Annotated in this window: 17 protein-coding genes; 5 read left to right on the top strand and 12 right to left on the bottom strand. The window is 44.8% G+C overall.

Annotation, left to right across the window (positions count from 1 at the left end):
• The first annotated feature begins 107 nt into the window (after positions 1–107).
• From CUR83_RS05750 to CUR83_RS05740, 3 genes are all read left to right on the top strand, one after another.
• Complete coding sequence (locus CUR83_RS05750; RefSeq protein ID WP_223335345.1) at positions 108–938, top strand: hypothetical protein; 831 nt, start codon at positions 108–110, stop codon at positions 936–938.
• Between the two features lie 192 nt (positions 939–1,130).
• A complete protein-coding gene (gene ilvD, locus CUR83_RS05745) occupies positions 1,131–3,017 on the top strand; it encodes a dihydroxy-acid dehydratase (protein WP_071001362.1) in 1,887 nt (628 codons plus the stop codon).
• A 256-nt stretch (positions 3,018–3,273) separates the two neighbouring features.
• Positions 3,274–4,521, top strand: coding sequence for a cation:proton antiporter (locus CUR83_RS05740; protein WP_071001361.1), 1,248 nt, complete (start codon positions 3,274–3,276; stop codon positions 4,519–4,521).
• A gap of 56 nt (positions 4,522–4,577) precedes the next feature.
• Here CUR83_RS05740 and CUR83_RS05735 read toward each other — a convergent pair whose 3' ends face one another.
• The 4 genes from CUR83_RS05735 to CUR83_RS05720 all read right to left on the bottom strand — a co-directional run bounded on the left by CUR83_RS05735 (position 4,578) and on the right by CUR83_RS05720 (position 9,444).
• A complete protein-coding gene (locus CUR83_RS05735; protein WP_425301261.1) occupies positions 4,578–6,014 on the bottom strand; it encodes a serine hydrolase domain-containing protein in 1,437 nt (478 codons plus the stop codon).
• A gap of 157 nt (positions 6,015–6,171) precedes the next feature.
• Complete coding sequence (locus CUR83_RS05730; protein WP_284719282.1) at positions 6,172–6,744, bottom strand: protein tyrosine phosphatase family protein; 573 nt, start codon at positions 6,742–6,744, stop codon at positions 6,172–6,174.
• Between the two features lie 81 nt (positions 6,745–6,825).
• Complete coding sequence (locus CUR83_RS05725) at positions 6,826–7,737, bottom strand: MaoC family dehydratase (protein WP_071001360.1); 912 nt, start codon at positions 7,735–7,737, stop codon at positions 6,826–6,828.
• A gap of 306 nt (positions 7,738–8,043) precedes the next feature.
• Positions 8,044–9,444 carry a 3-oxoacyl-ACP reductase gene (locus tag CUR83_RS05720; RefSeq protein WP_058024956.1) on the bottom strand — a complete coding sequence of 467 codons (1,401 nt, stop codon included), beginning with the start codon at positions 9,442–9,444 and terminating at the stop codon, positions 8,044–8,046.
• Between the two features lie 566 nt (positions 9,445–10,010).
• Here CUR83_RS05720 and CUR83_RS05715 point away from each other — a divergent pair.
• Both CUR83_RS05715 and ppk2 read left to right on the top strand, forming a co-directional pair.
• Positions 10,011–11,639 carry an acetyl-CoA C-acetyltransferase gene (locus tag CUR83_RS05715; protein ID WP_071001359.1) on the top strand — a complete coding sequence of 543 codons (1,629 nt, stop codon included), beginning with the start codon at positions 10,011–10,013 and terminating at the stop codon, positions 11,637–11,639.
• A 232-nt stretch (positions 11,640–11,871) separates the two neighbouring features.
• Positions 11,872–12,921, top strand: a complete 1,050-nt coding sequence (gene ppk2 / locus CUR83_RS05710; protein ID WP_228724600.1) for a polyphosphate kinase 2 — start codon at positions 11,872–11,874, stop codon at positions 12,919–12,921.
• Between the two features lie 123 nt (positions 12,922–13,044).
• Here the strand turns inward: ppk2 and CUR83_RS05705 are convergent, their stop codons facing one another.
• The 8 genes from CUR83_RS05705 to CUR83_RS05670 all read right to left on the bottom strand — a co-directional run bounded on the left by CUR83_RS05705 (position 13,045) and on the right by CUR83_RS05670 (position 21,106).
• Positions 13,045–13,392 (bottom strand): PilZ domain-containing protein, encoded by a 348-nt coding sequence (locus tag CUR83_RS05705; RefSeq protein ID WP_058024954.1) that lies wholly within the window; start codon positions 13,390–13,392, stop codon positions 13,045–13,047.
• Positions 13,393–13,508: 116 nt separating this feature from the next.
• Positions 13,509–14,639, bottom strand: coding sequence for a DNA polymerase III subunit delta' (locus CUR83_RS05700; RefSeq protein WP_284719281.1), 1,131 nt, complete (start codon positions 14,637–14,639; stop codon positions 13,509–13,511).
• An 86-nt stretch (positions 14,640–14,725) separates the two neighbouring features.
• On the bottom strand, positions 14,726–15,538 hold the full coding sequence (gene kdsB / locus CUR83_RS05695) for a 3-deoxy-manno-octulosonate cytidylyltransferase (RefSeq protein WP_284719280.1): 813 nt from the start codon (positions 15,536–15,538) through the stop codon (positions 14,726–14,728).
• Positions 15,539–15,583: 45 nt separating this feature from the next.
• Positions 15,584–16,714 carry a tetraacyldisaccharide 4'-kinase gene (lpxK, locus tag CUR83_RS05690; RefSeq protein WP_071001356.1) on the bottom strand — a complete coding sequence of 377 codons (1,131 nt, stop codon included), beginning with the start codon at positions 16,712–16,714 and terminating at the stop codon, positions 15,584–15,586.
• A 66-nt stretch (positions 16,715–16,780) separates the two neighbouring features.
• Positions 16,781–18,568 (bottom strand): lipid A export permease/ATP-binding protein MsbA, encoded by a 1,788-nt coding sequence (msbA, locus tag CUR83_RS05685; RefSeq protein ID WP_071001355.1) that lies wholly within the window; start codon positions 18,566–18,568, stop codon positions 16,781–16,783.
• Positions 18,569–18,644: 76 nt separating this feature from the next.
• Positions 18,645–19,076 carry an ExbD/TolR family protein gene (locus tag CUR83_RS05680; protein ID WP_058024949.1) on the bottom strand — a complete coding sequence of 144 codons (432 nt, stop codon included), beginning with the start codon at positions 19,074–19,076 and terminating at the stop codon, positions 18,645–18,647.
• Positions 19,077–19,148: 72 nt separating this feature from the next.
• Complete coding sequence (locus CUR83_RS05675) at positions 19,149–19,862, bottom strand: MotA/TolQ/ExbB proton channel family protein (protein ID WP_071001354.1); 714 nt, start codon at positions 19,860–19,862, stop codon at positions 19,149–19,151.
• A 101-nt stretch (positions 19,863–19,963) separates the two neighbouring features.
• On the bottom strand, positions 19,964–21,106 hold the full coding sequence (locus CUR83_RS05670; RefSeq protein WP_284719279.1) for a ParB/RepB/Spo0J family partition protein: 1,143 nt from the start codon (positions 21,104–21,106) through the stop codon (positions 19,964–19,966).
• Positions 21,107–21,196 lie beyond the last annotated feature (90 nt).

The following is a 21,196-nucleotide window of genomic DNA, read 5'->3' as shown; positions in this document are numbered from 1 at the left end:
CGTTGATAAAATCAAGCTGTACACTCCCTAGCTTATCCTACTAATTTATTGGCGGACCATGCCTTTTAAATGTTATATTAACCCTCTATTTTAATAACGCTATGTTTATGGATTTGCCTACTTTGCCGACCAATAGATCAGATAGCCTAGATAACGGCGACCCGTCTTCAACACTCAATGACAATGCTCAAACCAATGACAGTGTCCAAACGTCTGAATCAAATATCTCTACGCCTAATAGTACTGGCTTAGAGCAACTTGGTACTGAGCCTGATAATAATACTCAAACTATCGATCCAAACGCTATTATCTTAGCAGAAGCTTTGACTGACAAGGCGATTGGCTGGCAGATACACAACTGTAAAATCATCAAAAAGACCGTCACGCAAGATTTGCCACTGCCTTTTCTGTATCATTATGATAGCTTAGACGATGCCGTCAAGCAGTCGCATCCGCTTACACCTGAATTACTGCTTCAATTCAATACACCTATGTCAGCTCACGAAGCTGCCAAGTTAATTGGCATTGACGAGGAGCTGCTGACCAGTCCTTGGCATGTAAAAATTATGGGTTCATTGGTGGTATTTAGTGAGGCATTGCAGTTAGCCGTTCGTCTGCATTGGACCAATACAGGCAAAAAGACGCAGCAAATCTATACTAAGGATGCCGCCGACGCTATTATTGCCGCTTTTGAAGACTGGCAGTTTTTTGGTCGTGTAGACGTCCTTTATAAAAATAATAAGCAGATATTAATCAGTATTGACGAGCAAAACTCTAATACGCAAGAGCTACCTGCCGAATCGCTATTGACGATTGAGGCAAGTGGTGACTATCAACAACTACTGGCCACCCATGCGCTGGCAGTTATTATGAAGCTAGAAGCCGATAAAGCTGAACTACCTTGGTTTGAAAAAGCCATCTTAGCGCGTCTTGAATAGTCCATTTTTACCCATCTTTTATGGTTATAACTTCATTATTATTGGCACATGATTTTTTATTATTCATATCTAATGGTATGGTAACGAATTAGTATTATTCACTAGTCCTCACCCTCTATAAAAAGCACACTATCCTTATCAGAACTGAGGGTGCAGATTTTAACAACCCCGCCTATTTGTAAGGAATATCACATGGATTATCGCTCAAAAACCTCTACCGGCGGTCGTAATATGGCAGGCGCGCGCGCATTATGGCGTGCCACCGGCATGACTGACGGCGACTTTGACAAGCCAATCATTGCGATTGCCAACTCTTTTACCCAGTTTGTACCCGGCCATGTGCATCTAAAAGATCTTGGGCAGCTGGTCGCACGCGAGATTGAGCAAGCTGGCGGCGTTGCAAAAGAGTTCAACACCATTGCGGTCGATGATGGTATCGCCATGGGTCATAGCGGTATGCTGTATTCTCTGCCAAGTCGTGATTTGATCGCTGATTCGGTCGAGTACATGGTCAATGCGCATTGTGCAGATGCGCTAGTGTGTATCTCTAACTGCGATAAGATCACACCGGGTATGCTAATGGCGGCAATGCGTCTTAATATACCTGTGGTATTTATTTCAGGTGGCCCAATGGAAGCGGGCAAAATCCTAGCCAGCACCGTTGGTAAGAGCCACAATACCGATAGTAATGACAGCAGTGCCATTCGTAAACTTGACCTCGTCGATGCAATGATGGACGCGGCTGATGACAGCATCAGTGATGAAGATGTCGCTGCTATCGAAGCCTCAGCTTGCCCGACTTGCGGCTCGTGCTCTGGGATGTTCACTGCCAACTCGATGAACTGCTTGACCGAAGCGTTAGGCTTGGCCCTACCGGGTAATGGCTCGCTACTCGCTACTCATTCACTACGCCGTGAGCTGTTTTTGGAAGCGGGACGCACTATTGTCTCGCTTGCGAAACGTCGCTACGAGCAAGATGATGATTCAGTATTACCACGCTCAATCGCGACCAAAGCCGCTTTTGAGAACGCGATGAGCTTAGATATTGCCATGGGGGGTTCAACCAATACGATCTTGCATCTACTTGCTGCGGCCAATGAAGCTGAGATTGATTTTAAAATGGCTGATATTGACCGTCTAAGCCGCGGTGTGCCATGCCTAGCAAAAGTAGCCCCTGCCTCACAAAAATTCCATATGGAAGACGTGCATCGTGCGGGCGGTGTCTTTGCCTTGTTGGCTGAACTTGATCGTGCGGGATTGTTGAAAACTGACGTACCGACTATCCATAGTACGACAATGAAAGAAGCGATTGATAAATGGGATATCATGAATCGTGATAACCATGAGGCACGCGCGCGCTTCCTTGCTGCACCGGGTGGCGTTCGCACCACCGAGGCGTTTTCACAATCAAAAGAGTGGTCAAACCTTGACGTCAACCGTGAGTCAGGTTGTATCCGTAGTGCCGAACACGCCTACTCTGCAGATGGTGGATTGGCTGTACTGTATGGCAATATTGCCGAGCGTGGCTGCGTGGTCAAAACCGCTGGTGTCGATGAGAGTATCTTAACCTTTACCGGTCGCGCACGTATTTTTGAATCACAAGATGCAGCTGTCGCGGCAGTTTTAGACGACAAAATCGTTGCAGGCGATGTGGTCATCATCCGCTATGAAGGCCCTAAAGGTGGCCCTGGTATGCAAGAGATGCTCTATCCAACGACGTATCTGAAGTCAAAAGGTTTGGGTAAAGAATGCGCCCTACTCACTGATGGTCGTTTTTCTGGTGGCACATCCGGTCTATCAATCGGTCATGCTAGCCCAGAAGCTGCTGAAGGCGGTGCCATTGGTCTGGTTGAAGAAGGTGATAGCATTCACATCGACATTCCAAATCGTACTATCAACATGCAAGTCAGTGATGCAGACTTAGCCGCACGCCGAGAAGCTATGGAAGCACGCGGTCGCGACGCATGGAAACCCGTCAGTCGTGATCGTCATGTCTCGCCGGCATTACGTGCTTATGCTGCAATGACGACCAGTGCGGACACTGGCGCTGTGCGCGACGTAAGCCAAGTTGAGCGCTAAGAACTCTATCTAAACCCTTCGTTTTCATAACTTATTTATAAAAATCTATCAAGCCTGCGCCATGCAGGCTTTTTTTTCACCAAAAAACAACGCATCTGTCGTTCTGATAACTATTTCTTTCGGTAATAATTCTTTTTTATCGTTATGATAAGTCATATTGCAGGCTAGATATTAAACATCTATACCAACCATTATCAATATCGAAAGCAAACCTCTCAAAACAATTCCTTAAAATATAACAACGTGCGAAAACCTTATGATTGAGAACTACAATTTATTTTTATTAATCTGCGGTATCGCCTTTTTATTAGGGGCATTGTTTCCTGTTATCTTTAAACGCACCTCGATATCATTGCCTATGCTACAAGTGAGTTTTGGCTTGATGATGGGTTACTGGTGGACGTCTCTATCGTTTTTGGACCCTATCAATAATGGAATAATCATCGAAAAACTGACTGAAATTGTCATTTTAGTCTCATTGGTTGGTGCGGGTATCAAAATTGATACTGATTTCTCTTGGCAGCTGTGGCGACCGACGGTTAGGCTCTTACTCATTACGATGCCCATCGGTATTTTTGCGATGGCAGGGTTAGGCTATTATGCCTTTGGCTTGAGCCTTGGCGCTGCTATTTTGCTGGGTGCGGTATTAGCACCTACCGATCCTGTTCTGGCATCTAGTATTCAGGTGGGCCCCCCTAATACAGGAAGAGAAGACACACCTCGCTTTACGTTGACTTCAGAAGCAGGGTTAAACGACGGATTGGCTTTTCCTTTTGTTTACTTGGCGATTAAAATTGCGGAAGCTTTTAGTGAAGGAAACGCTTTTACCAGTGAGATGCTGTGGTCATGGTTCACCCATGATGTTTTGTGGAAGATTGGCGCAGGGGTATTGGTTGGTGTGCTGGTTGGTAAGGCGATGGCCAAAGTAGTATTTTCTAAACACACCCGTGAGACCACGATATCGCAAGGATATGTAGTTATTGCTCTGACTTTGGTGGCATATGGTGTCGCAGAGTATGTGCACAGCTATGGTTTTATCGCTGTCTTCGTCGCTGCATTTGCATTTAGGCGTTCAGAATGTGAGCACTCCTACCATCAAAAACTACACGATTTTGCTGAGCAATCAGAAGGTTTGTTGATGTCGTTAGTACTGGTTATTTTTGGTATGTTCTTGGGTCAAGGTTTGCAAGCTGGTGTTGAGCTAACATGGCGTGTGTATATCGTCAGTTTTACTTTCCTACTACTCATACGCCCAATTGGCGGATTTATCGCGTTATCAGGACTTCATTTACCCCGTACTGAAAAATACGCAATTTCAGCACTAGGTATACGCGGTATTGGTACTTTGTACTATCTGTCTTATGCGCTCAACACAGATTTCTTTGCTGAGGATGATGCGCTCAAACTATGGATTGTCTGCTCGATTGTGATTCTGACCTCCATCTTCATCCATGGTCTGAGCGCAACAAGGCTACTTAAAATGACACCAAAAGAGCATCATTAACCACTCATGCTGTTATTATCATTGATAAAGTGGATTCATTTATAGAATTGCCTTTATCAGCGTACTTCATCAACCCAGCCCAGAACCGCTTCTGTCAATGCAAACTGACGAATATCGTTGAGCATGGTGGTATCAAAATTATGGATAAAGGCAAATGACAGTTGACGCGTAGGATCACACCAAGCGACTGAGCCGTTATATCCCATGTGCCCAAACCCTGATAGTGCTGGATCAATGCTATTATCGATAGTGTCGTTACCACTGCATATACTGAATAATCTGTGGTAGCCCAGTCGCCACTGCATAGGCGCTGGCATGACAGCATCTAGGCCTGTGACTTGTATTGCGGAGAGCTGCTTAAACGTAGCACTATCAATTAGCGTCTGCCCTTGCCAAACCCCACCATTGGCCAACATAGCATAGATAGTGGCTAGCGCATCCGCTGAAGCGACGCCATTAGCAGCGGGAATGATTGCCTGTAGTGTCTTGCGATTGTGATAATCAAGTGCTTGTTTTCCGGCAGGAATGAGCGCTGCTTTATAGTTTTTCAGATTGAGCTGACTGGTATTAAAATATAGGCTATTAATACGCGCAGTATTTAATACAGGTTGTATGTTATCAATATTTTTATCATCCAGATCGTCGTTAAGGCTACTTTGCGTTTCAGCTGTACGCTCATCATTGAGCATTTTCTGTTGCCAGCAATGATAGCTAGGCAGACTTGCATAAGTACGTAAGGTGCTTGGTGAGTCGGATTTTAGGGTTGGTTTTTGGCGCTTGTTACGCAGTGGTACGCTATCCTCATTTGATGACTCAAAGTCTTTGGCAAGCTTTGCTACTTGATCTACTTTGCTATCTGGTACACCAAAATAGCAACTGTCTGCAATACCTAAAGGCTCGGTTAGATACTGACGTAAAGCTTCGGCTAATGACATATGCGTTACGGCTTCTATCACGCCGCCAAGTACCCAACCATAGACCAACGCGCTATAAGCGCTGTCATATGCAGCGGCGTCCTCAGGTGCTGTGATAGGCATTTTTTCAATATGATTCAGCATAACGCGCCAATCGAGCATCGTGTCACTATCGACATCGATACTGGTGATCGAAAACAAATCCGCCTGATGTGACATCATCTGTCGCAAGGTAATTTTGTCTTTACCTGTTGCGGCAAACTCTGGCCAATAGTGAGCAATAGGCACATCATAACCAAGCAGCTTCTGTGATACCAATACATGCAGTAGCGTCGCTAAGATGCCTTTACCGGTAGAAAAATTGATGGCAAGCGTATCAGACTGCCATGATGCATCCAAACGCGCCATACCTGTACTTGCCTGTGCAATACACTCGCCTGCCTGATACACAACCACAGCACCACCAGCTGGCGCGTCATCTAGCTGTAAGTCTATCAATAAATGCTGTAAGCGGCGTTGTAAATCTATGCTCATAGATGTATCGATATTTTTATCATTATTTTGCTTGTTGTCGTCCATCATTGCTACCTTGCTCCAGTATTGTGAACTGACCTCGTATTAAAATCAGTTGGGTACATGCGTTATAGAGATATTGGAGATCAGTATAAATGCATTGATAACCAATAAAAAAGGCCACCTATCGGTCGCCTTTTTATGCTTCAATTATTATGATATTTTAACGCGGTACTAGCAAGCGATTATGGACTTCTTGTTCAAGCTTGGTCAAGCCGTGACTGCGTCCACGCTCCATAGCAGTATCCATCTTGCGACCACGCAACCAGCCTGCGCGTAGTGCAATGGCAGCCCCTACCCTGTTGCCTGAACCACAGTGCATGGCCATCTTTTTACCATGATACTGACGCAATATATTATCAAATGCCAATATTTTAAGTTGCTTTAGCTCTTCAGCGCCATTAATAGGCAGGTGCTCATAGCTCATTCCTGCACGCTCAACGGCCGCTGATTCATTAAAACTCAACTCATCCTCTGACTGCAAATTAATCACCAACTCAACGCCAGCTTTTGCTAGAGCGGCGACTTTTTCCTCATTTAACGCGCCGCACACAATAGTATTGGCATCCGGACGAAAATAAGGCTCAAAGACAGCGGACAAATCAACACCATTGTCAGAATCGCTATGGTCATTAATTGAGATATTAGTGACAGCGTTGTCATTAGCAGCTACTGTATCAATAGTCATTGATCTGTCAGCTTGATCCGTACTTGTCGCGCTATTTTGTGAATTCATGTTTTGTGCAGTCATAATGATAAACGTGTTGGTTAAATATGGCTATTAAGATATCGGTTTGAATACGTCGTACAATGCTTGCTACTTGCTATTTAACGTCACGACACCCGCCAAATGTGGCTTACTGTTTTTGGAGCTATATAAGCCAAAATCACAGGTATCGCCGACACTTTCAAGCTGAGCGATTGGCTGCGCAATAAGCTCCACTTCTGCTGGCAAAAAGATCGGTAACTTGAAAGAAACATCAACGGTATAAGCATCAGGCAGCTCATCCATTAGAGCAAGACACTTAGCTTTTGACCACATGCCGTGTGCAATCGCTTTAGGGAAGCCAAACGCGCGCGCTGATAGTGGGTGCAAATGAATCAGGTTAAAGTCACCTGAAACAAAAGCATAACGGCGACCGATATCTTCTGGCACTTCAAAAATACTGTGTACGTCTTTTTTACCTACTTCTGGCTTCACAGCAACTGGACGCGGTGTGCTTTTTTTATCTTTGCTGCTGGCCGTTTTTTTGCTGCGTGATAGGTAAGTTGACGTTCCTTCCCAGATCACTTTGTCCTCTGCTTTGACCGTGGTGACAAAGTCAAATTGCTGACCTTGAGCATGGTCACGCAAGTTATCAAAAGTGACCGACATGGACACCGTTTCGCGCTCACCGATAGGACGATGCTGCGTGACGCTATTGTCTACGTGTACCAGACCCAACATCGCAAACGGAAACGGCTCTTTGACCATCATATTCATCTGTAGAGTCTGTGATAGTACTGAAAAGTACGTCGCTGGAACTTTACTATTATCAGCAAAGCCACAAATTTTACGATAGTCGTTTAGATTATCATGATCGATATGCAAATCATCGACGTAATAGGTGGCCTGTGGCAATTGATCTTTACTGACTTTGCCGCTGTTACCAATCGGTAGTAAGCTTTTGACAATATTGGCATAGGTAGTGTGCGCTTTTGGCAACGCGTCATAATGGGTGTCTGGCATAAGTAAATCCTAAATGTGGCTTGAACAAGATTTTTAACGTATCTAAAGACATTAAGCAGTCATTGACTGATACCTATTATCAATGAGTACTATATTCAATCAATTTTGCAAGTATCTTTAATAGCAAAAAATAGTTTGGCTGATGGCTCTTGTGTTTTTATCATAAAAAAGCCACCCGTGGGCAGCTTTATTACAAATTATCAGCAAATATTTCGTAAGCATATGTGAGGCAAATCAAAAACAAGGGATAATACCATCACGCTACTTTCTCCTCATTTGCCACACAGTCTCACCAACAAATCAGTATTATGCGCCAAGTAAGCTTTGACCACAAACACGAACTGTGTTGCCATTTAGGCCACCCGAAGCAGGTGAAGCCAACCATGCGATGGTCTCAGCCACGTCAACTGGTAAACCGCCTTGGCTCATTGAATTCATACGACGACCCGCTTCGCGAATAGCAAACGGAATCGCTTCCGTCATTTGTGTTTCGATAAACCCTGGTGCTACTGCATTGATGGTCATGCCTTTTGCGTTGTCTTCTAACTGCTTAGCAGTCGCATTAACCAAGCCAATAACACCCGCTTTAGAAGTGGCATAATTGGTCTGACCCATGTTGCCAGCGATACCTGAAATAGATGACACACAGACGATACGGGCGTTTTCTTTTAGCACGTCATTATCAAGCAAGTAGCGATTCAGCTTAGCAATGCTGCCCAAGTTAATATCGATGACCATATCCCACTTTTTCTCATCCATTCTGGCCAATGTCTTATCACGTGTCACGCCAGCATTATGAATGACTGAATCCAGACCACCACGCTTTTGCGCCGCATCTGCGATTTCTGCACCAGCGTCATCGCTAGTGATGTCTACTGTCAATACAGAGCCACTGATTTCGCTAGCAACTTTTTGTAGGTCAGCTTGCTGCTGCGGTACATCAAGACAGATTACATGCGCGCCCTCGCGAGCCAAGACGCGAGCAATTGCTTCGCCAATACCGCGACTTGCGCCCGTCACTAGCATCGTTTTACCGCCTAGAGGCTGATTCCAATCGACATCAACTGAGTCGCCCTTGCTCACGCGTACCACTTGTCCTGAGACATAAGCTGAACGTGCTGAAGTGAAAAAGCGTAAGGTCGAGTCTAGGTTTTGCTCAGCGCCTGTTTCTACATAGATAAGCTGAGCTGTAATGCCGCGCTTGAACTCTTTGCCTACTGATTTTACAAAGCCCTCAAGTGCCCGTTGTGCCATGGCAGTTTCGATATCAGTGATGTCCTCTGGCGTACGACCAATAACGATCACACGGCCTGATTTTTCAACGCGGCGCGCAACGCTATGAAAAAACTCGTACACTTCTTTTAGCTGATCTGCATTGCTGATATTACTTGCATCAAAAAGCAATACTTTGAACTGATCGTCACCACCTGTATTGGCTTTTGCTTCAACGCCTGCATCAGCAAGGGCGTCTTTAACATCATCACTGCTGTTTACATATACATCAGCATGCACATCTAACAAAATACGTGCAACAGATTCACTAATGCTTTTGTCCTCACCATTAGCACGGCCAACTAGTACACTGCCACGAACCAAACGCTCACCGCTTTCAAAACGATCAAGCGTCGCTGGCATTGGCAAACCTAAGTTCTTTGCGACTTTTTTACCAATAGAAGATTGAACAAAATCACCATAACGGTCTGACATAATATATTCCCTATAAATAATGAATGGTTGAAATAATAATAAACACTAAATGTAATACGCCTATTATATAGACTCATCAACATTGTAATTATTGATATTTGGTAAATCATTTTAAAACTGGCCAAACTATACACTGCCATTAAAAACATGTCCAAAAACAGACAATGTCTACAACAATCTGTAAACAAGTCAGTATACAAGCTGACGACTTTTTACCCACTTACTGACCATCATAACATGTTAAAATCTGACGTATAAGTTATGGCAAACATAATTATTGATAACAATATATTATCAAACATATCATTATGCAATGCTACTATCTGATATTCGTTGGTACTCGTCAGTCTATCAGCGCCTTAACCAGTACGCTTAAAGCTGTCATTGAACTTATACAAGCGACACATCGTTTGCTAAAGACATACATTAAACGAGCACAAAACGACTTATCATACACAGCGACACTAGGCGATAAATGATAATATTTGATTTTTGCTTAACATGACTTTGCCACTTTTTATTTTTACCCTTCAACTTTTCTGCCCATACTTTTTAAGGATAATATTATGAGTAATAAAAATAACCACCCTGATAGTCCAGTTGTCGAAAGCACTGTTGTTAAAGCCAGCGATGCAAAACCACAAGAAATTGCTGAAAACAATGAACCTGCTAAAACTGCTGACGTTAAAGCTGATACTAAGGCCAACGATACCAAGGCTGATAGCACACAAGCTGACAACACAAAAAAAGAAGCGCCAGCTACTAAAAAATCTGACGCTAAAGGAACTGATACCAACGACTCAGAGACTAAAAATACCACTAGCAAACAACCAGATGATGAAAAAGTAGAAACCACAGCAGCTAAAAAACCAGCGACTGCAACTAAAAAAGCGAGTACAACCAAACCTGCTACAAACCAGAATCGTGTGGCAATCTTAGGTGGTAACCGTATTCCATTTGCTCGCTCAAATGGCTCATACGCTGACGTCAGCAATACAGATATGTTGACTGCGGCTCTAGACGGCTTGGTTGAGCGCTACAACTTACAAGACGAAGTCATCGGCGAAGTGGTCGCTGGTGCCGTTATGAAGCTAAGCCGCGATATCAACCTGACTCGCGAAGCAACATTGAACACAGCGCTGAACCCACACACACCAGCCTATGATATCTCACAAGCGTGCGGAACTGGCCTACAAGCGACCTTTGCTTCTGCGAACAAAATCGCACTGGGTATTATCGATTCAGCCATTACAGGCGGCGTAGATACTACTTCAGATGCGCCTATCGCTATTGGTGATGGTCTGCGTAAAGTACTGATCAAGCTTGGTGCCGCCAAAGACAACAAGCAACGCCTAAAGGCATTGATGGGTCTAAATCCAAAAGACTTGATTGACTCACCGCAAAATGGCGAGCCGCGCACTGGTCTATCGATGGGCGAGCACCAAGCCATCACCACGCTTGAGTGGAACATCACTCGTGAAGCTCAAGACGAGCTTGCCTTTAACAGTCACAAAAACCTAGCACGCGCTTATGACGAAGGTTTCTTTGATGACTTGATCACCCCATACAAAGGTCTGACTCGTGATAACAACTTACGTCCAGACACCACGCTAGAGAAACTGGGTAAGCTAAAGCCAGTATTTGGCAAAAAGAACGCCAATCCAACGATGACTGCTGCTAACTCAACGCCACTGACTGATGGCGCATCTTGTGTCCTATTGGGTACTGATGAATGGGCAAAAGAGCATGGTCTAAAACCACTGGCTTATATCGTGCACCAAGAGACAGCAGCGGTAGACTTTATCGGTAAATCTGGTACTACCGAAGGCTTACTCATGGCACCCGCTTATGCGGTACCGCGTATGCTTGAGCGCGCTGGCCTCACGCTACAAGACTTTGATTTCTATGAGATTCATGAAGCGTTTGCCTCACAAGTGCTATCGACACTCGCCGCTTGGGAAGATGAGACATTCTGTGAAGAGCGCCTAGGTCTTGATGCGCCACTAGGCTCGATCGATCGCAGCAAGCTAAACGTGAATGGCTCATCGCTAGCAGCAGGCCATCCATTTGCCGCGACCGGTGGTCGTATCCTAGCCACCGCCGCAAAACTACTTGACCAAAAAGGCTCAGGCCGTGCGCTAATCTCTATCTGCGCAGCCGGTGGTCAAGGCGTGACTTGCATCTTAGAAAAATAAGTTCGGTAAGTAACGAATGAAAATGAGTACTTGATTCATCATTTTTATCAGCTCATCTATTCTCATAAAAAATGCCCTTTAAATAGTTAAAGGGCATTTTTTATTGTCTGTACTTTGCTATGATAGAACCGACCTAGATAGTAGCCTCTTAAAAAAGCTGACACGCCAAACAAAGGTAATATTTATGGGTAAGACAGAATTTCTACTTAAAAAAAAGTTTCTATTAAGAAAAATGAGACAAATCATTTTTGGCTCTGATAAATTGGTAACGACAAAACCCATTACAACCACTGACTTTCAATCACTCACCACCCAGGAGCAATTAGATCAATACAACCGAGAACAAGCCATCTTGGCTGAGCGCATCGAAAAAGACATTCTTGATGATGAGCTACGTCGAAAAATGCATCAAGACCTTATCGATACCTACGATGAAGAGCTAGAAAACGAAATAGATGACTATGCACGTGACTTTCGCTTCAATGGTCGTGAGATGAGTGAGCAAGAAAAACTGGATCGGCGTACCTATTTCCATGAGTTGGTACGATTGCAGCGAGAACTTATTAAGCTGCAAGACTGGGTGGTCGCAAATGGTGAGCGTATCGTCGTTATCTTTGAAGGGCGAGACTCTGCTGGCAAAGGTGGGGCCATTAAACGTATCACTCAGCGGCTAAATCCACGCGTGTGCCGTGTTGCCGCCTTACCTGCTCCTACTGAACGCGAGCAAACCCAGTGGTATTTTCAGCGCTATGTCGCGCATCTACCAGCCGCAGGTGAGATCGTTTTGTTTGATCGTAGTTGGTACAATCGCGGCGGTGTCGAGCGCGTCATGGGCTTTTGTACTGATGAGCAATATGAGGAATTTTTCCAGTCAGTGCCAGAGTTTGAACGCATGCTTGTGCGATCAGGCATTCGCTTGGTGAAATACTGGTTTTCTATTACTGACGATGAGCAGCATGCACGCTTTATGAGCCGAATATACGATCCGCTAAAACAGTGGAAACTCTCGCCGATGGACTTACAATCCCGTAGGCGCTGGGAGGATTATACCAAAGCAAAAGAGACCATGTTTGAGCGCACTCATATCCCTGAGGCCCCATGGTGGGTGGTTGAAGGCAACAATAAGAAGCGCGCTAGGCTCAACTGTATTGCACATCTGCTCGACCAGATTCCTTATAAAGAGATACCTCGTGAGGAAGTTGAATTGCCCAGTCGCAAACGTGATGACGAATACTACCGCGAGCCTATTCCTGATGATATGTACGTACCGTCGCGCTACTAGCACTCATGGATATATATCCTAAAAAAAGCCTTATACAGTTATAAGGCTTTTTTATTAATCATACAATATAGCCATGATGACCATCGATAAAGACGCCTAGGTTTTTGGGTTAAGTGGTATGGGCTACATGGTATAAGTGGATTGCAGGCTATCTATTTTACCAGCCAATAAACGCTCAACTTCGTTCTTGATTCGTTGTCCTGCGATATCACTACCAATTTGCACAGCAAAGCCTGCTGGTCGACCGCTCTGCGTTTTGGAGTTGATCCAAACAACCTTACCATTCATTGGCAAACGCTCACTAGAGTTGGGCAGTGTAACAGCAATAAAAACTTCATTACCCAATTGCTGCGGCTGATCAGAGGGCACAAACAAAGCGCCATTGTTCACAAAAGACAGATAGCTGGCATACAACGTTTCGATAGTCTCAATATGGCAGGTTAAAATCCCGCCGCGTCCTGGCATTGCCATAATCAGCTTCCTTTATCAATTGGGTCAAATATATTTTTATAAATGATTGTGAGATATAAACAAAAGCAATTTATATCAATAAGTTTCAATAGCTCACAAAGGCTATGTCACCACTCCTACAAGCAGGCCAATTCTTGCATTAGCTTATCATAGGCAAATTTTTCTTGCACATTTTGTTGCAGTGCAACTTTGGTTTGCTGCAAACTATCGCCGAATACTTCTAGATTGAGAGCATCGGGTTGATAAGAGGCTAATGCTTCTGATAGGTTGATATCTGTTTGTAATTCATTCAGTCCTAGGCAGATGCGCTTTATGTCTAGGAGCATCCGTTCAGACAGTTGAATAAACTCTTTAATACTCAGCTGTTTTTGCCAATAATCACTTGCCGCTACGCTACTACGTTTACCACTTCGCAGTGCCTGCCATGTGGTCAGCCACAGTGCACGTTTGCTGTACCACGGTGCCTGTGCCAATGCTACCGCAGCGAGAGGTGCGCCGTTTGCTAATTGTATCAACTGCTCAATCGCCATCTTACTGACGGCTTCACGATTGATGGTATGACCGAGCGCTTTTGTCACATAATCGATAGCAACAGCGGGCTCAATAGTCTGTAATGCCAGCTGTTGTACACGGCTCTTGATGGTCGGAAGCAGCTGAGCAGGCGTGTCACTGATTAAAAATAGATGAACTTGCGCTTGCGGCTCCTCCAAGGTTTTGAGTAACGCATTGGCAGCGGCGACGGTCATTTGCTCAGCATGATCTAACACACAGATGCGCATCCCTTGCCCGCCTTGATAAATAAAAGGCTGCAAGGCACGAATGTCATCCACTTTGATTTTAATCGCGCTGTTGCTGGTGCTCTTAGTGGCTTTTTTGTCTTTTGCGCTGCTTGATTTGTCTTGGAGGGTGTCGCTATCCGCATTGATTGGCATACTCACGATTGGCAGCACTTGCAAGCTTGGGTGAGTACCCGACTTGAGCCATTGACAACTTTCACACGTGCCGCATGCGCCTAGTGGATTCGTATCATGCTCGCGGCATAATAACCAAGCCACCAACCGCCATACAAAGGCGCGTTTACCCATTCCCTGCATACCAGCAGCGAGCAATGCATGCGGCAAGGACTGCTGAGTCAATACTCGCTGAGTCAATTGCGACCACAATGTCTGTTGCCATGGCAATAAGGGCGCAAAATAGATACTATCTGAACGCTCTTGCGCGCCTACATTTGCTGTCAGATCATTCATAACAATGGCTCTATCACGTTTTTAGATATTTAGGATGCGGCACGCTAACGATACTCTGGATAATGTGCGAGCGCTTGCTCAAACCATTATTTAGCGGGGTTTTGAAAATCAGCCAAGCTCATGGCATTTAAACGGTCTAGATCCTCTTGGGTATCGACACCAGCCGGCAGTTGACAAGCAGCTTCTGCAATGGCGATAAGCTTACCGTTTTCTAGCACTCGTAGCTGCTCTAGGCTTTCAAGCTGCTCAAGTGGCGTCTGTGGCCATGCAACAAACTGCTGTAATAAACTAACGCGGTAAGCATATAAACCCAAATGACGATATGCGTTCTTCGGTGGCTGTCTTTGATTGTCATCCGCCAATACGACATCACGATCACAAGGAATCGGTGCTCGACTAAAATAAAGCGCGCGCTGCAAATTATTCGTATGTTGGCTGACCACTTTTACCACAGAAGGTCGCTGGAATGTATCGTAATCATCGATAGGCTCACAGAGTGTCGCCATGACGCTGGCCTCATCCGCTACCAAAAGCGCCTGCACTTGCTCAAGCAGTAAGGGCGGCACAAGAGGTTCATCACCCTGCATATTGACCACAATATCATGATCAGCCCAGCCTTTGATAGCCGCCACTTCCGCCAAGCGGTCAGTGCCTGAAGCATGCTCGCTACTTGTCATCACAACATCAAAACCGGCATCGATACAGACCTTTGCAATTTGCTCATCATCAGTTGCAATACACATATCGTCAGCAAAGGTTGCTGTTTTTGCCTTTTCAGCCACCCAAAGTATCATCGGTTTGCCATGAATGCTCAATAATGGCTTACCGGGTAACCGTGTGCTCTTAAAGCGTGCAGGAATCACAATATGGGTTTTGGCAGGTGTGGTGACAAGCGACATGGTTTATTCCTAAAAATTGTGTCAGTTTGACGTATTGACTATTATCTATGATGGCGTTTTTGTACCAACATCAGAGTCAGCCTCAATACCCAAAGCTTTTAATTGCTGGTTTAGATTATCATAACAGTTATCGGATAATACGGCCGTCACAGGCAAAACCCACAACCTGCTAACGAGCTGTGCATACTCATCACTTGATGCTTGCTCCGCCGTATAGTCTGACAGCAATGCTTTTATTTTTACCGCATCTTTACTGGTAACGACGATAGGATAATCGCTGTATTGTAAAAGCTCAGCCAAACTAAAGTCATAGTGATCAGGATAAGGATGCCCTATCACGTCAAAACCAAGAGACTCCAACGTATCAAAAAAACGCTGTGGGTAGCCGATACCACTGACTGCGTGTACTCTACTATTGCTGGCAGGAACGACATTATCTATTTGCTTAATAGGTGATTGAGGACTCCATAGATGTTGCAATTCATCAGCTTGCAAATGCATGCTCAAGCGCTCAGGAGGGTGTGAATTTTTACTGCTTTCATGATAATGCGACAAGTCTGTTTTTGGCTTGTCATGATAAATCACATGAGCACCTTCTAGTCGTGACATTGGCTCACGCAAAAATCCGGTTGGTAATAATTGCTCATTACCAAACCCTCGCGCGGCATCTACCACAATCCACTCTATATCCCGCTTGAGCGCATAATGTTGCAAACCATCGTCAGCGATAATCAATTGCAAATCAGGTTCAGCATCCAACAAGGTAGTAATTGCTTGCTGACGATTCGGGCATACTGCCATGGCAACGCCTGTCATATGAACAATCAAACATGGCTCGTCGCCTACTACGTTAGGCAAACTGGTGGCATTGACCAATGCTGGCATTTGGCTCGTATCACCACCATAACCGCGGCTGATGACGCCGACTTTTATGCCTCGTTTTTGCAAGTGATTGACCAAGGCGATAATTAACGGTGTTTTGCCGCTACCACCCACACTGATATTACCAATGACCATGACGGGTATAGGTGCGCGATAACTTGATAGCAGCCCAACTTTATAAGCGTGACGACGAAGCAAGGTGATCAGTCCATAAAGCCAGCTAATAGGTAGCAACAGCCATAACCAAGCGGCCTTACGTTGCCATGCATTAGTAATTATCGTCTCAATACTCATAAATAATTGCCATGTATCCTATCGATTCGCTGCTTAGGCGTTGACGCTTTATCAAATAAATCTATTCTACTCAAAGTCTCGAGCATACATTTGCGCATAATGGCCTTGCAGCTGCATCAGCTCATTATGGGTACCAAGCTCAACTATCTGACCACCATCCATCACAGCAATACGATCCGCAGATTCAATAGTCGTTAAGCGGTGCGCAATCACTAGCGTCGTACGGTTTTTCATGACGTTATCGAGCGCTTGCTGAATATAATACTCTGACTCATTATCAAGCGCACTGGTGGCTTCATCCAAAATCAGAATCGGCGCATCTTTTAACAACGCGCGAGCAATAGATAGTCGTTGACGCTGGCCGCCAGACAGCTGGAGCCCTTCGGCCCCAATCTCGCTTTGATAGCCGTTTGGCATTTTCATGATAAAGTCATGCGCGAAAGCCGCTTTTGCAGCCTCCTCGACCTCAGCTTGGCTCTTGTTGGCCAATCCCCCATAAGCAATGTTATTAAATACTGTGGTATTAAATAGTACAACCTGCTGATTCACCATCGCAATTTGTGCGCGCAAGCTCTCTAGCTTAATCTGGTCTATCGGCACACCATCTAAGGTAATTTGTCCTGAAGAGGTTTCTAAAGTACGCGTTAAGAGATTAACCAAGGAGGACTTGCCTGCTCCGCTTCGTCCTACCAATGCAACCGTCTCGCCTGCTTTTATATTTAACGTAAAATCACGTAGAGCAACTGTCGAATCTGGATATACCAAACTGATATTATCCAAAGACATCTGACCAGATAACGCCTTGCTGATAGTGCCTGTGTCTTCCTCTTCTGGCTCATCAAGTAATGCAAAAATCGACTCACCAGCAGCAATGCCTTTTTGCAGTTTTTGATTGACATCAGTCAATGAACGGACGGGCTTACTGAGCAGACCAGCTGCCGCAATATAAGAGATAAACTCTCCTGCTGAAATACCGCTAATAACTGAAGGTCTCAATGCAAGCCATACCACCACCGACATCGCTATCGCCATCAGCAGCTGTACTGCTGGGGTATTGATGCTATTGGTGACGACCACCTTCATGCCTTGACGTAAGTTCTTTTTTGAAGTCTTATCAAAGCGCTCGGCTTCATATGCTTGTCCGCCATAATTCTTTACCACCTGATAGCCACTGATGACCTCATTGGTAATATGACTGACACTACCCATCGTTTTTTGGATACCTTTAGAGAGCTTAAGATAACGCTTGGAGGCAATGCGAATGAGCCATAGTATTGGTGGCAATACGACAAATAGGATTAGAGTCAAGCGCCAGTTGCTATAAAGCAAAAACCCTATCAATGCCACAACCGTCAAACCATCACGCAGCAAGGTCTTCATTGAGTCTGTACTGGCAGCAGTGACTTGCTCAACATCAAATATCAACTTGGATGAGATCGTACCAGCAGGATTGGCCAAATAGAATGAACTTGGCAAGCGCAGTAGTTTATTAAAAACCTCGACCCGCAGCTCATAAACCAAATTACGTGAGACCAAAGCCGAGTAATAGTTACCCAAAAAACTGCCCAAACCGCGTACGAAAAATAGCGCAATGATGAGTAATGGAAATAATGCCTGTTTGCTTCGATCACTTTGGTTAATGGCATCAGTAATGTATTGCAACAGCTTGGCAATCCAAATCTCAGTTCCTGCGTTGATAGCAAAGCCCAAAACAGTCAGTAGCAAAGCCCACCAATACGGTTTTAGATATTTTAATAGACGCAGTAAAGTTTTACTTTTTGGCGGATTAGACGGGGCTGCTGAAGGTTTTTTAGCAGAAGGTTTTGTAGAGTCAGGTGTATAAGCTTGGCTCATAAAAGCCTCAATGTAGGTGTCATGACATGAATGGGCTGTGCTTGATACACAGTTTATAGTAATGATGCGGCAAATATTATTGCGGCAAAGTTTGACCAAGTGGGACAACGGTGCTGATATTTAAGTTCAAAAATCCGAGTTTACCAGCAACATCCATCACCCGTACGACAGATTGATGGGTAGCGTTGGCATCCGCTGCGATGACAAATAGCATATCGCGATTGCTTCCTGCTTCTTGCTGCAACATGCTGGTCAGTTCAGCCTCGTTACTACTAGCAAGCGTAATACCATTCACCAAATAACTGCCATCTTCTTGTACAGCTACTTCTATACTATTTTTTTGCTCTGTCTGCGCCACACCTTCTGCTTCAGGAAGGATAATATTTAAACGACTAAAATGATTAAAAGAAGTAGCCAGTAGTAAAAAGACGATTAAAAACAATAAGCAATCAATCATGGGCGTCAGATTAATTTCAAGCGGCTCAACAGTCGGTTTTCTAAAGCGCATATGAATCTCTTCTACTTACCTGCTATTACGAACGTACTTTGAGCATCAAACTCAGGATCAAAACTATGACAATTATATTGTCGCCATATTGCTTTTATCTACATCTAATCGATCAGTAGCACGCTCATCAATAGTAGTCATACTATTAGCAGGTGCCGCTACGTAAGTATTGTCGAGCAATTGGTAGTCGTATAGCTCTTGAATCATCAGCCCTGCTTGAGTCTCGAACTGTGCATTGATGTCGATGATACGCCGCTGAAAGTATCGATACGCGACAAGCGCTGGGATGGCGACGATCATACCAGCAGCCGTGGTAATTAGTGCTTGTGAGACACCAGCAGCAAGCATTGTTGGATCTTGCATCGCACCATCAGTAATCGCTAAGAATGAAGAAATAATACCTAATACCGTACCTAATAATCCAAGCAATGGCGCAATGGCACCAATTGTACCCAACATATTGATATTTTTTTCTAGCTGGTGGACTTGTACGCTAGCACGATTTTGCATATGCATGGTCATAGACTCTAGGCCGTACTGACGATAGAGCAGCCCCGTTGCCAAAATATCACCAAGCGCTGTCTTCTCTTTGACATTCATCAATTGTGTACGGCCGATATCGCCATTTTCGCGTAGGCGAGTGATGAGCTGCTCACGCAGTCTGCTAGGCACAGTCTTGCTAAATTGCAATGTATGACTACGCTCAATAATGATAACCAATGCCAATATAGAGCAGACGACAATAGGTGTCATTAGCCAGCCGCCTGCCTTTACTAACTCCCACATATTTGCTCTCTTCCATATTTTTAAAAACAGTTATTACGTAGATGGATTTATACGTAAATAGTCGTTACTAATAAATCAGTCCTACTAGCTTGCGTATTGTCTTAAGCCTGTGCTTCTATGTGTTTAATCAAAGCAGCTAACTGGTCTTGACTGTGAAAAAAGATCTCAACACTACCCTGCCCGTCTTTTTTGTGCTTAAGCTTGACTTCAGCACCCAACATATCTGTCAATCTTTGCGTGAGACGCTCTTCGTCACGAGACTGTGCTTGTTCGACACGGTTGGTTTTGGGCGCAGGGTGCAAGATCGATTTGACCAGCTTTTCAGCTTCTCGCACCGTCATACCGCCATCGATGATTTTTTGTGCAATGATTGGCTGCTGCTCAGAAGACAATGCTAAAAGCGTTCGAGCGTGACCCATGTCTAGTGCGCTATTTGCCAAATGATCTTTTACCGTATCATGCAATTGATTTAGGCGTAGTAAATTCGATACCGTTGTACGCGCCTTGCCCACCACTTCAGCAATCATCGCATGGCTCATACCAAACTCTGTATGAAAGCGCTGCAACGCAGCTGCCTGCTCGATCACAGATAAATCTTCACGCTGGATATTTTCAATTAAGGCCAGTGCAATAGCAAGCTCATCAGATAACGCACGCTCAATCGCTGGAATAACCGACTTGCCCGCCATTTTTGCCGCGCGCCAGCGACGTTCGCCAGCGATAATTTCATGAGTGACAAATGCCTCACTCTTATCTTCATTGGCGAGCAATGGGCGAATAACGATGGGCTGCATCACGCCATGCTGCTCAATAGAAGATGCCAGTTCTGCCAGTGCCGTTTCACTCATGTCACGGCGCGGTTGATACTTACCTGCTTGTAGACGCGTGACATCGATCTGCACGAGGCTGATTTGATCCTCTGAAGCGTTTACGTCTGTGCTATTACCACGCGTTTTGTTGATAGCCGTCTTGCTTGTCACACGTGATGAACGAGTACTATTAATGACAGTAGTGTGGTTGTCAGCGGATTTTGCCGCCGATTTTTTACTGGCTTTGGACGCAGCCGCATCGACGGGTGCAGTTTTCACAGGCATGTTGGTATCTAGCGTTTCAGCTGGCACGGCCATATCGCGTGCAGCCATATCATCTTGCAAGGCAGAGGCGGTGATTTGTTTTTCTTTCTTGATTGACCCTAATAAGGCGTCTAAGCCTCGATTGGCAGCCAACCCTCTTTTCTTCGCCATGATTACCTATCCTCTAACGCTAAAATAAAAGTCAATTGATTACTGCTGCGGCTTACTAAATACAATGTTAAGTGCTTTATTGTTCGAAAG

The organism is Psychrobacter pocilloporae (genome assembly GCF_029872915.1).
Classification (GTDB): Bacteria; Pseudomonadota; Gammaproteobacteria; order Pseudomonadales; family Moraxellaceae; genus Psychrobacter; species Psychrobacter pacificensis.
This window is presented reverse-complemented; position numbering and strand designations above follow the sequence as displayed.

Coding starts and splice junctions, on each gene's coding strand:
- CUR83_RS05750 (WP_223335345.1), top strand. CDS start 108: ATGGATTTGCCTACTTTGCCGACCAATAGATCAGATAGCCTAGATAAC.
- ilvD (WP_071001362.1), top strand. CDS start 1,131: ATGGATTATCGCTCAAAAACCTCTACCGGCGGTCGTAATATGGCAGGC.
- CUR83_RS05740 (WP_071001361.1), top strand. CDS start 3,274: ATGATTGAGAACTACAATTTATTTTTATTAATCTGCGGTATCGCCTTT.
- CUR83_RS05735 (WP_425301261.1), bottom strand. CDS start 6,014: ATGGACGACAACAAGCAAAATAATGATAAAAATATCGATACATCTATG.
- CUR83_RS05730 (WP_284719282.1), bottom strand. CDS start 6,744: ATGAATTCACAAAATAGCGCGACAAGTACGGATCAAGCTGACAGATCA.
- CUR83_RS05725 (WP_071001360.1), bottom strand. CDS start 7,737: ATGCCAGACACCCATTATGACGCGTTGCCAAAAGCGCACACTACCTAT.
- CUR83_RS05720 (WP_058024956.1), bottom strand. CDS start 9,444: ATGTCAGACCGTTATGGTGATTTTGTTCAATCTTCTATTGGTAAAAAA.
- CUR83_RS05715 (WP_071001359.1), top strand. CDS start 10,011: ATGAGTAATAAAAATAACCACCCTGATAGTCCAGTTGTCGAAAGCACT.
- ppk2 (WP_228724600.1), top strand. CDS start 11,872: ATGAGACAAATCATTTTTGGCTCTGATAAATTGGTAACGACAAAACCC.
- CUR83_RS05705 (WP_058024954.1), bottom strand. CDS start 13,392: ATGGCAATGCCAGGACGCGGCGGGATTTTAACCTGCCATATTGAGACT.
- CUR83_RS05700 (WP_284719281.1), bottom strand. CDS start 14,639: ATGAATGATCTGACAGCAAATGTAGGCGCGCAAGAGCGTTCAGATAGT.
- kdsB (WP_284719280.1), bottom strand. CDS start 15,538: ATGTCGCTTGTCACCACACCTGCCAAAACCCATATTGTGATTCCTGCA.
- lpxK (WP_071001356.1), bottom strand. CDS start 16,714: ATGAGTATTGAGACGATAATTACTAATGCATGGCAACGTAAGGCCGCT.
- msbA (WP_071001355.1), bottom strand. CDS start 18,568: ATGAGCCAAGCTTATACACCTGACTCTACAAAACCTTCTGCTAAAAAA.
- CUR83_RS05680 (WP_058024949.1), bottom strand. CDS start 19,076: ATGCGCTTTAGAAAACCGACTGTTGAGCCGCTTGAAATTAATCTGACG.
- CUR83_RS05675 (WP_071001354.1), bottom strand. CDS start 19,862: ATGTGGGAGTTAGTAAAGGCAGGCGGCTGGCTAATGACACCTATTGTC.
- CUR83_RS05670 (WP_284719279.1), bottom strand. CDS start 21,106: ATGGCGAAGAAAAGAGGGTTGGCTGCCAATCGAGGCTTAGACGCCTTA.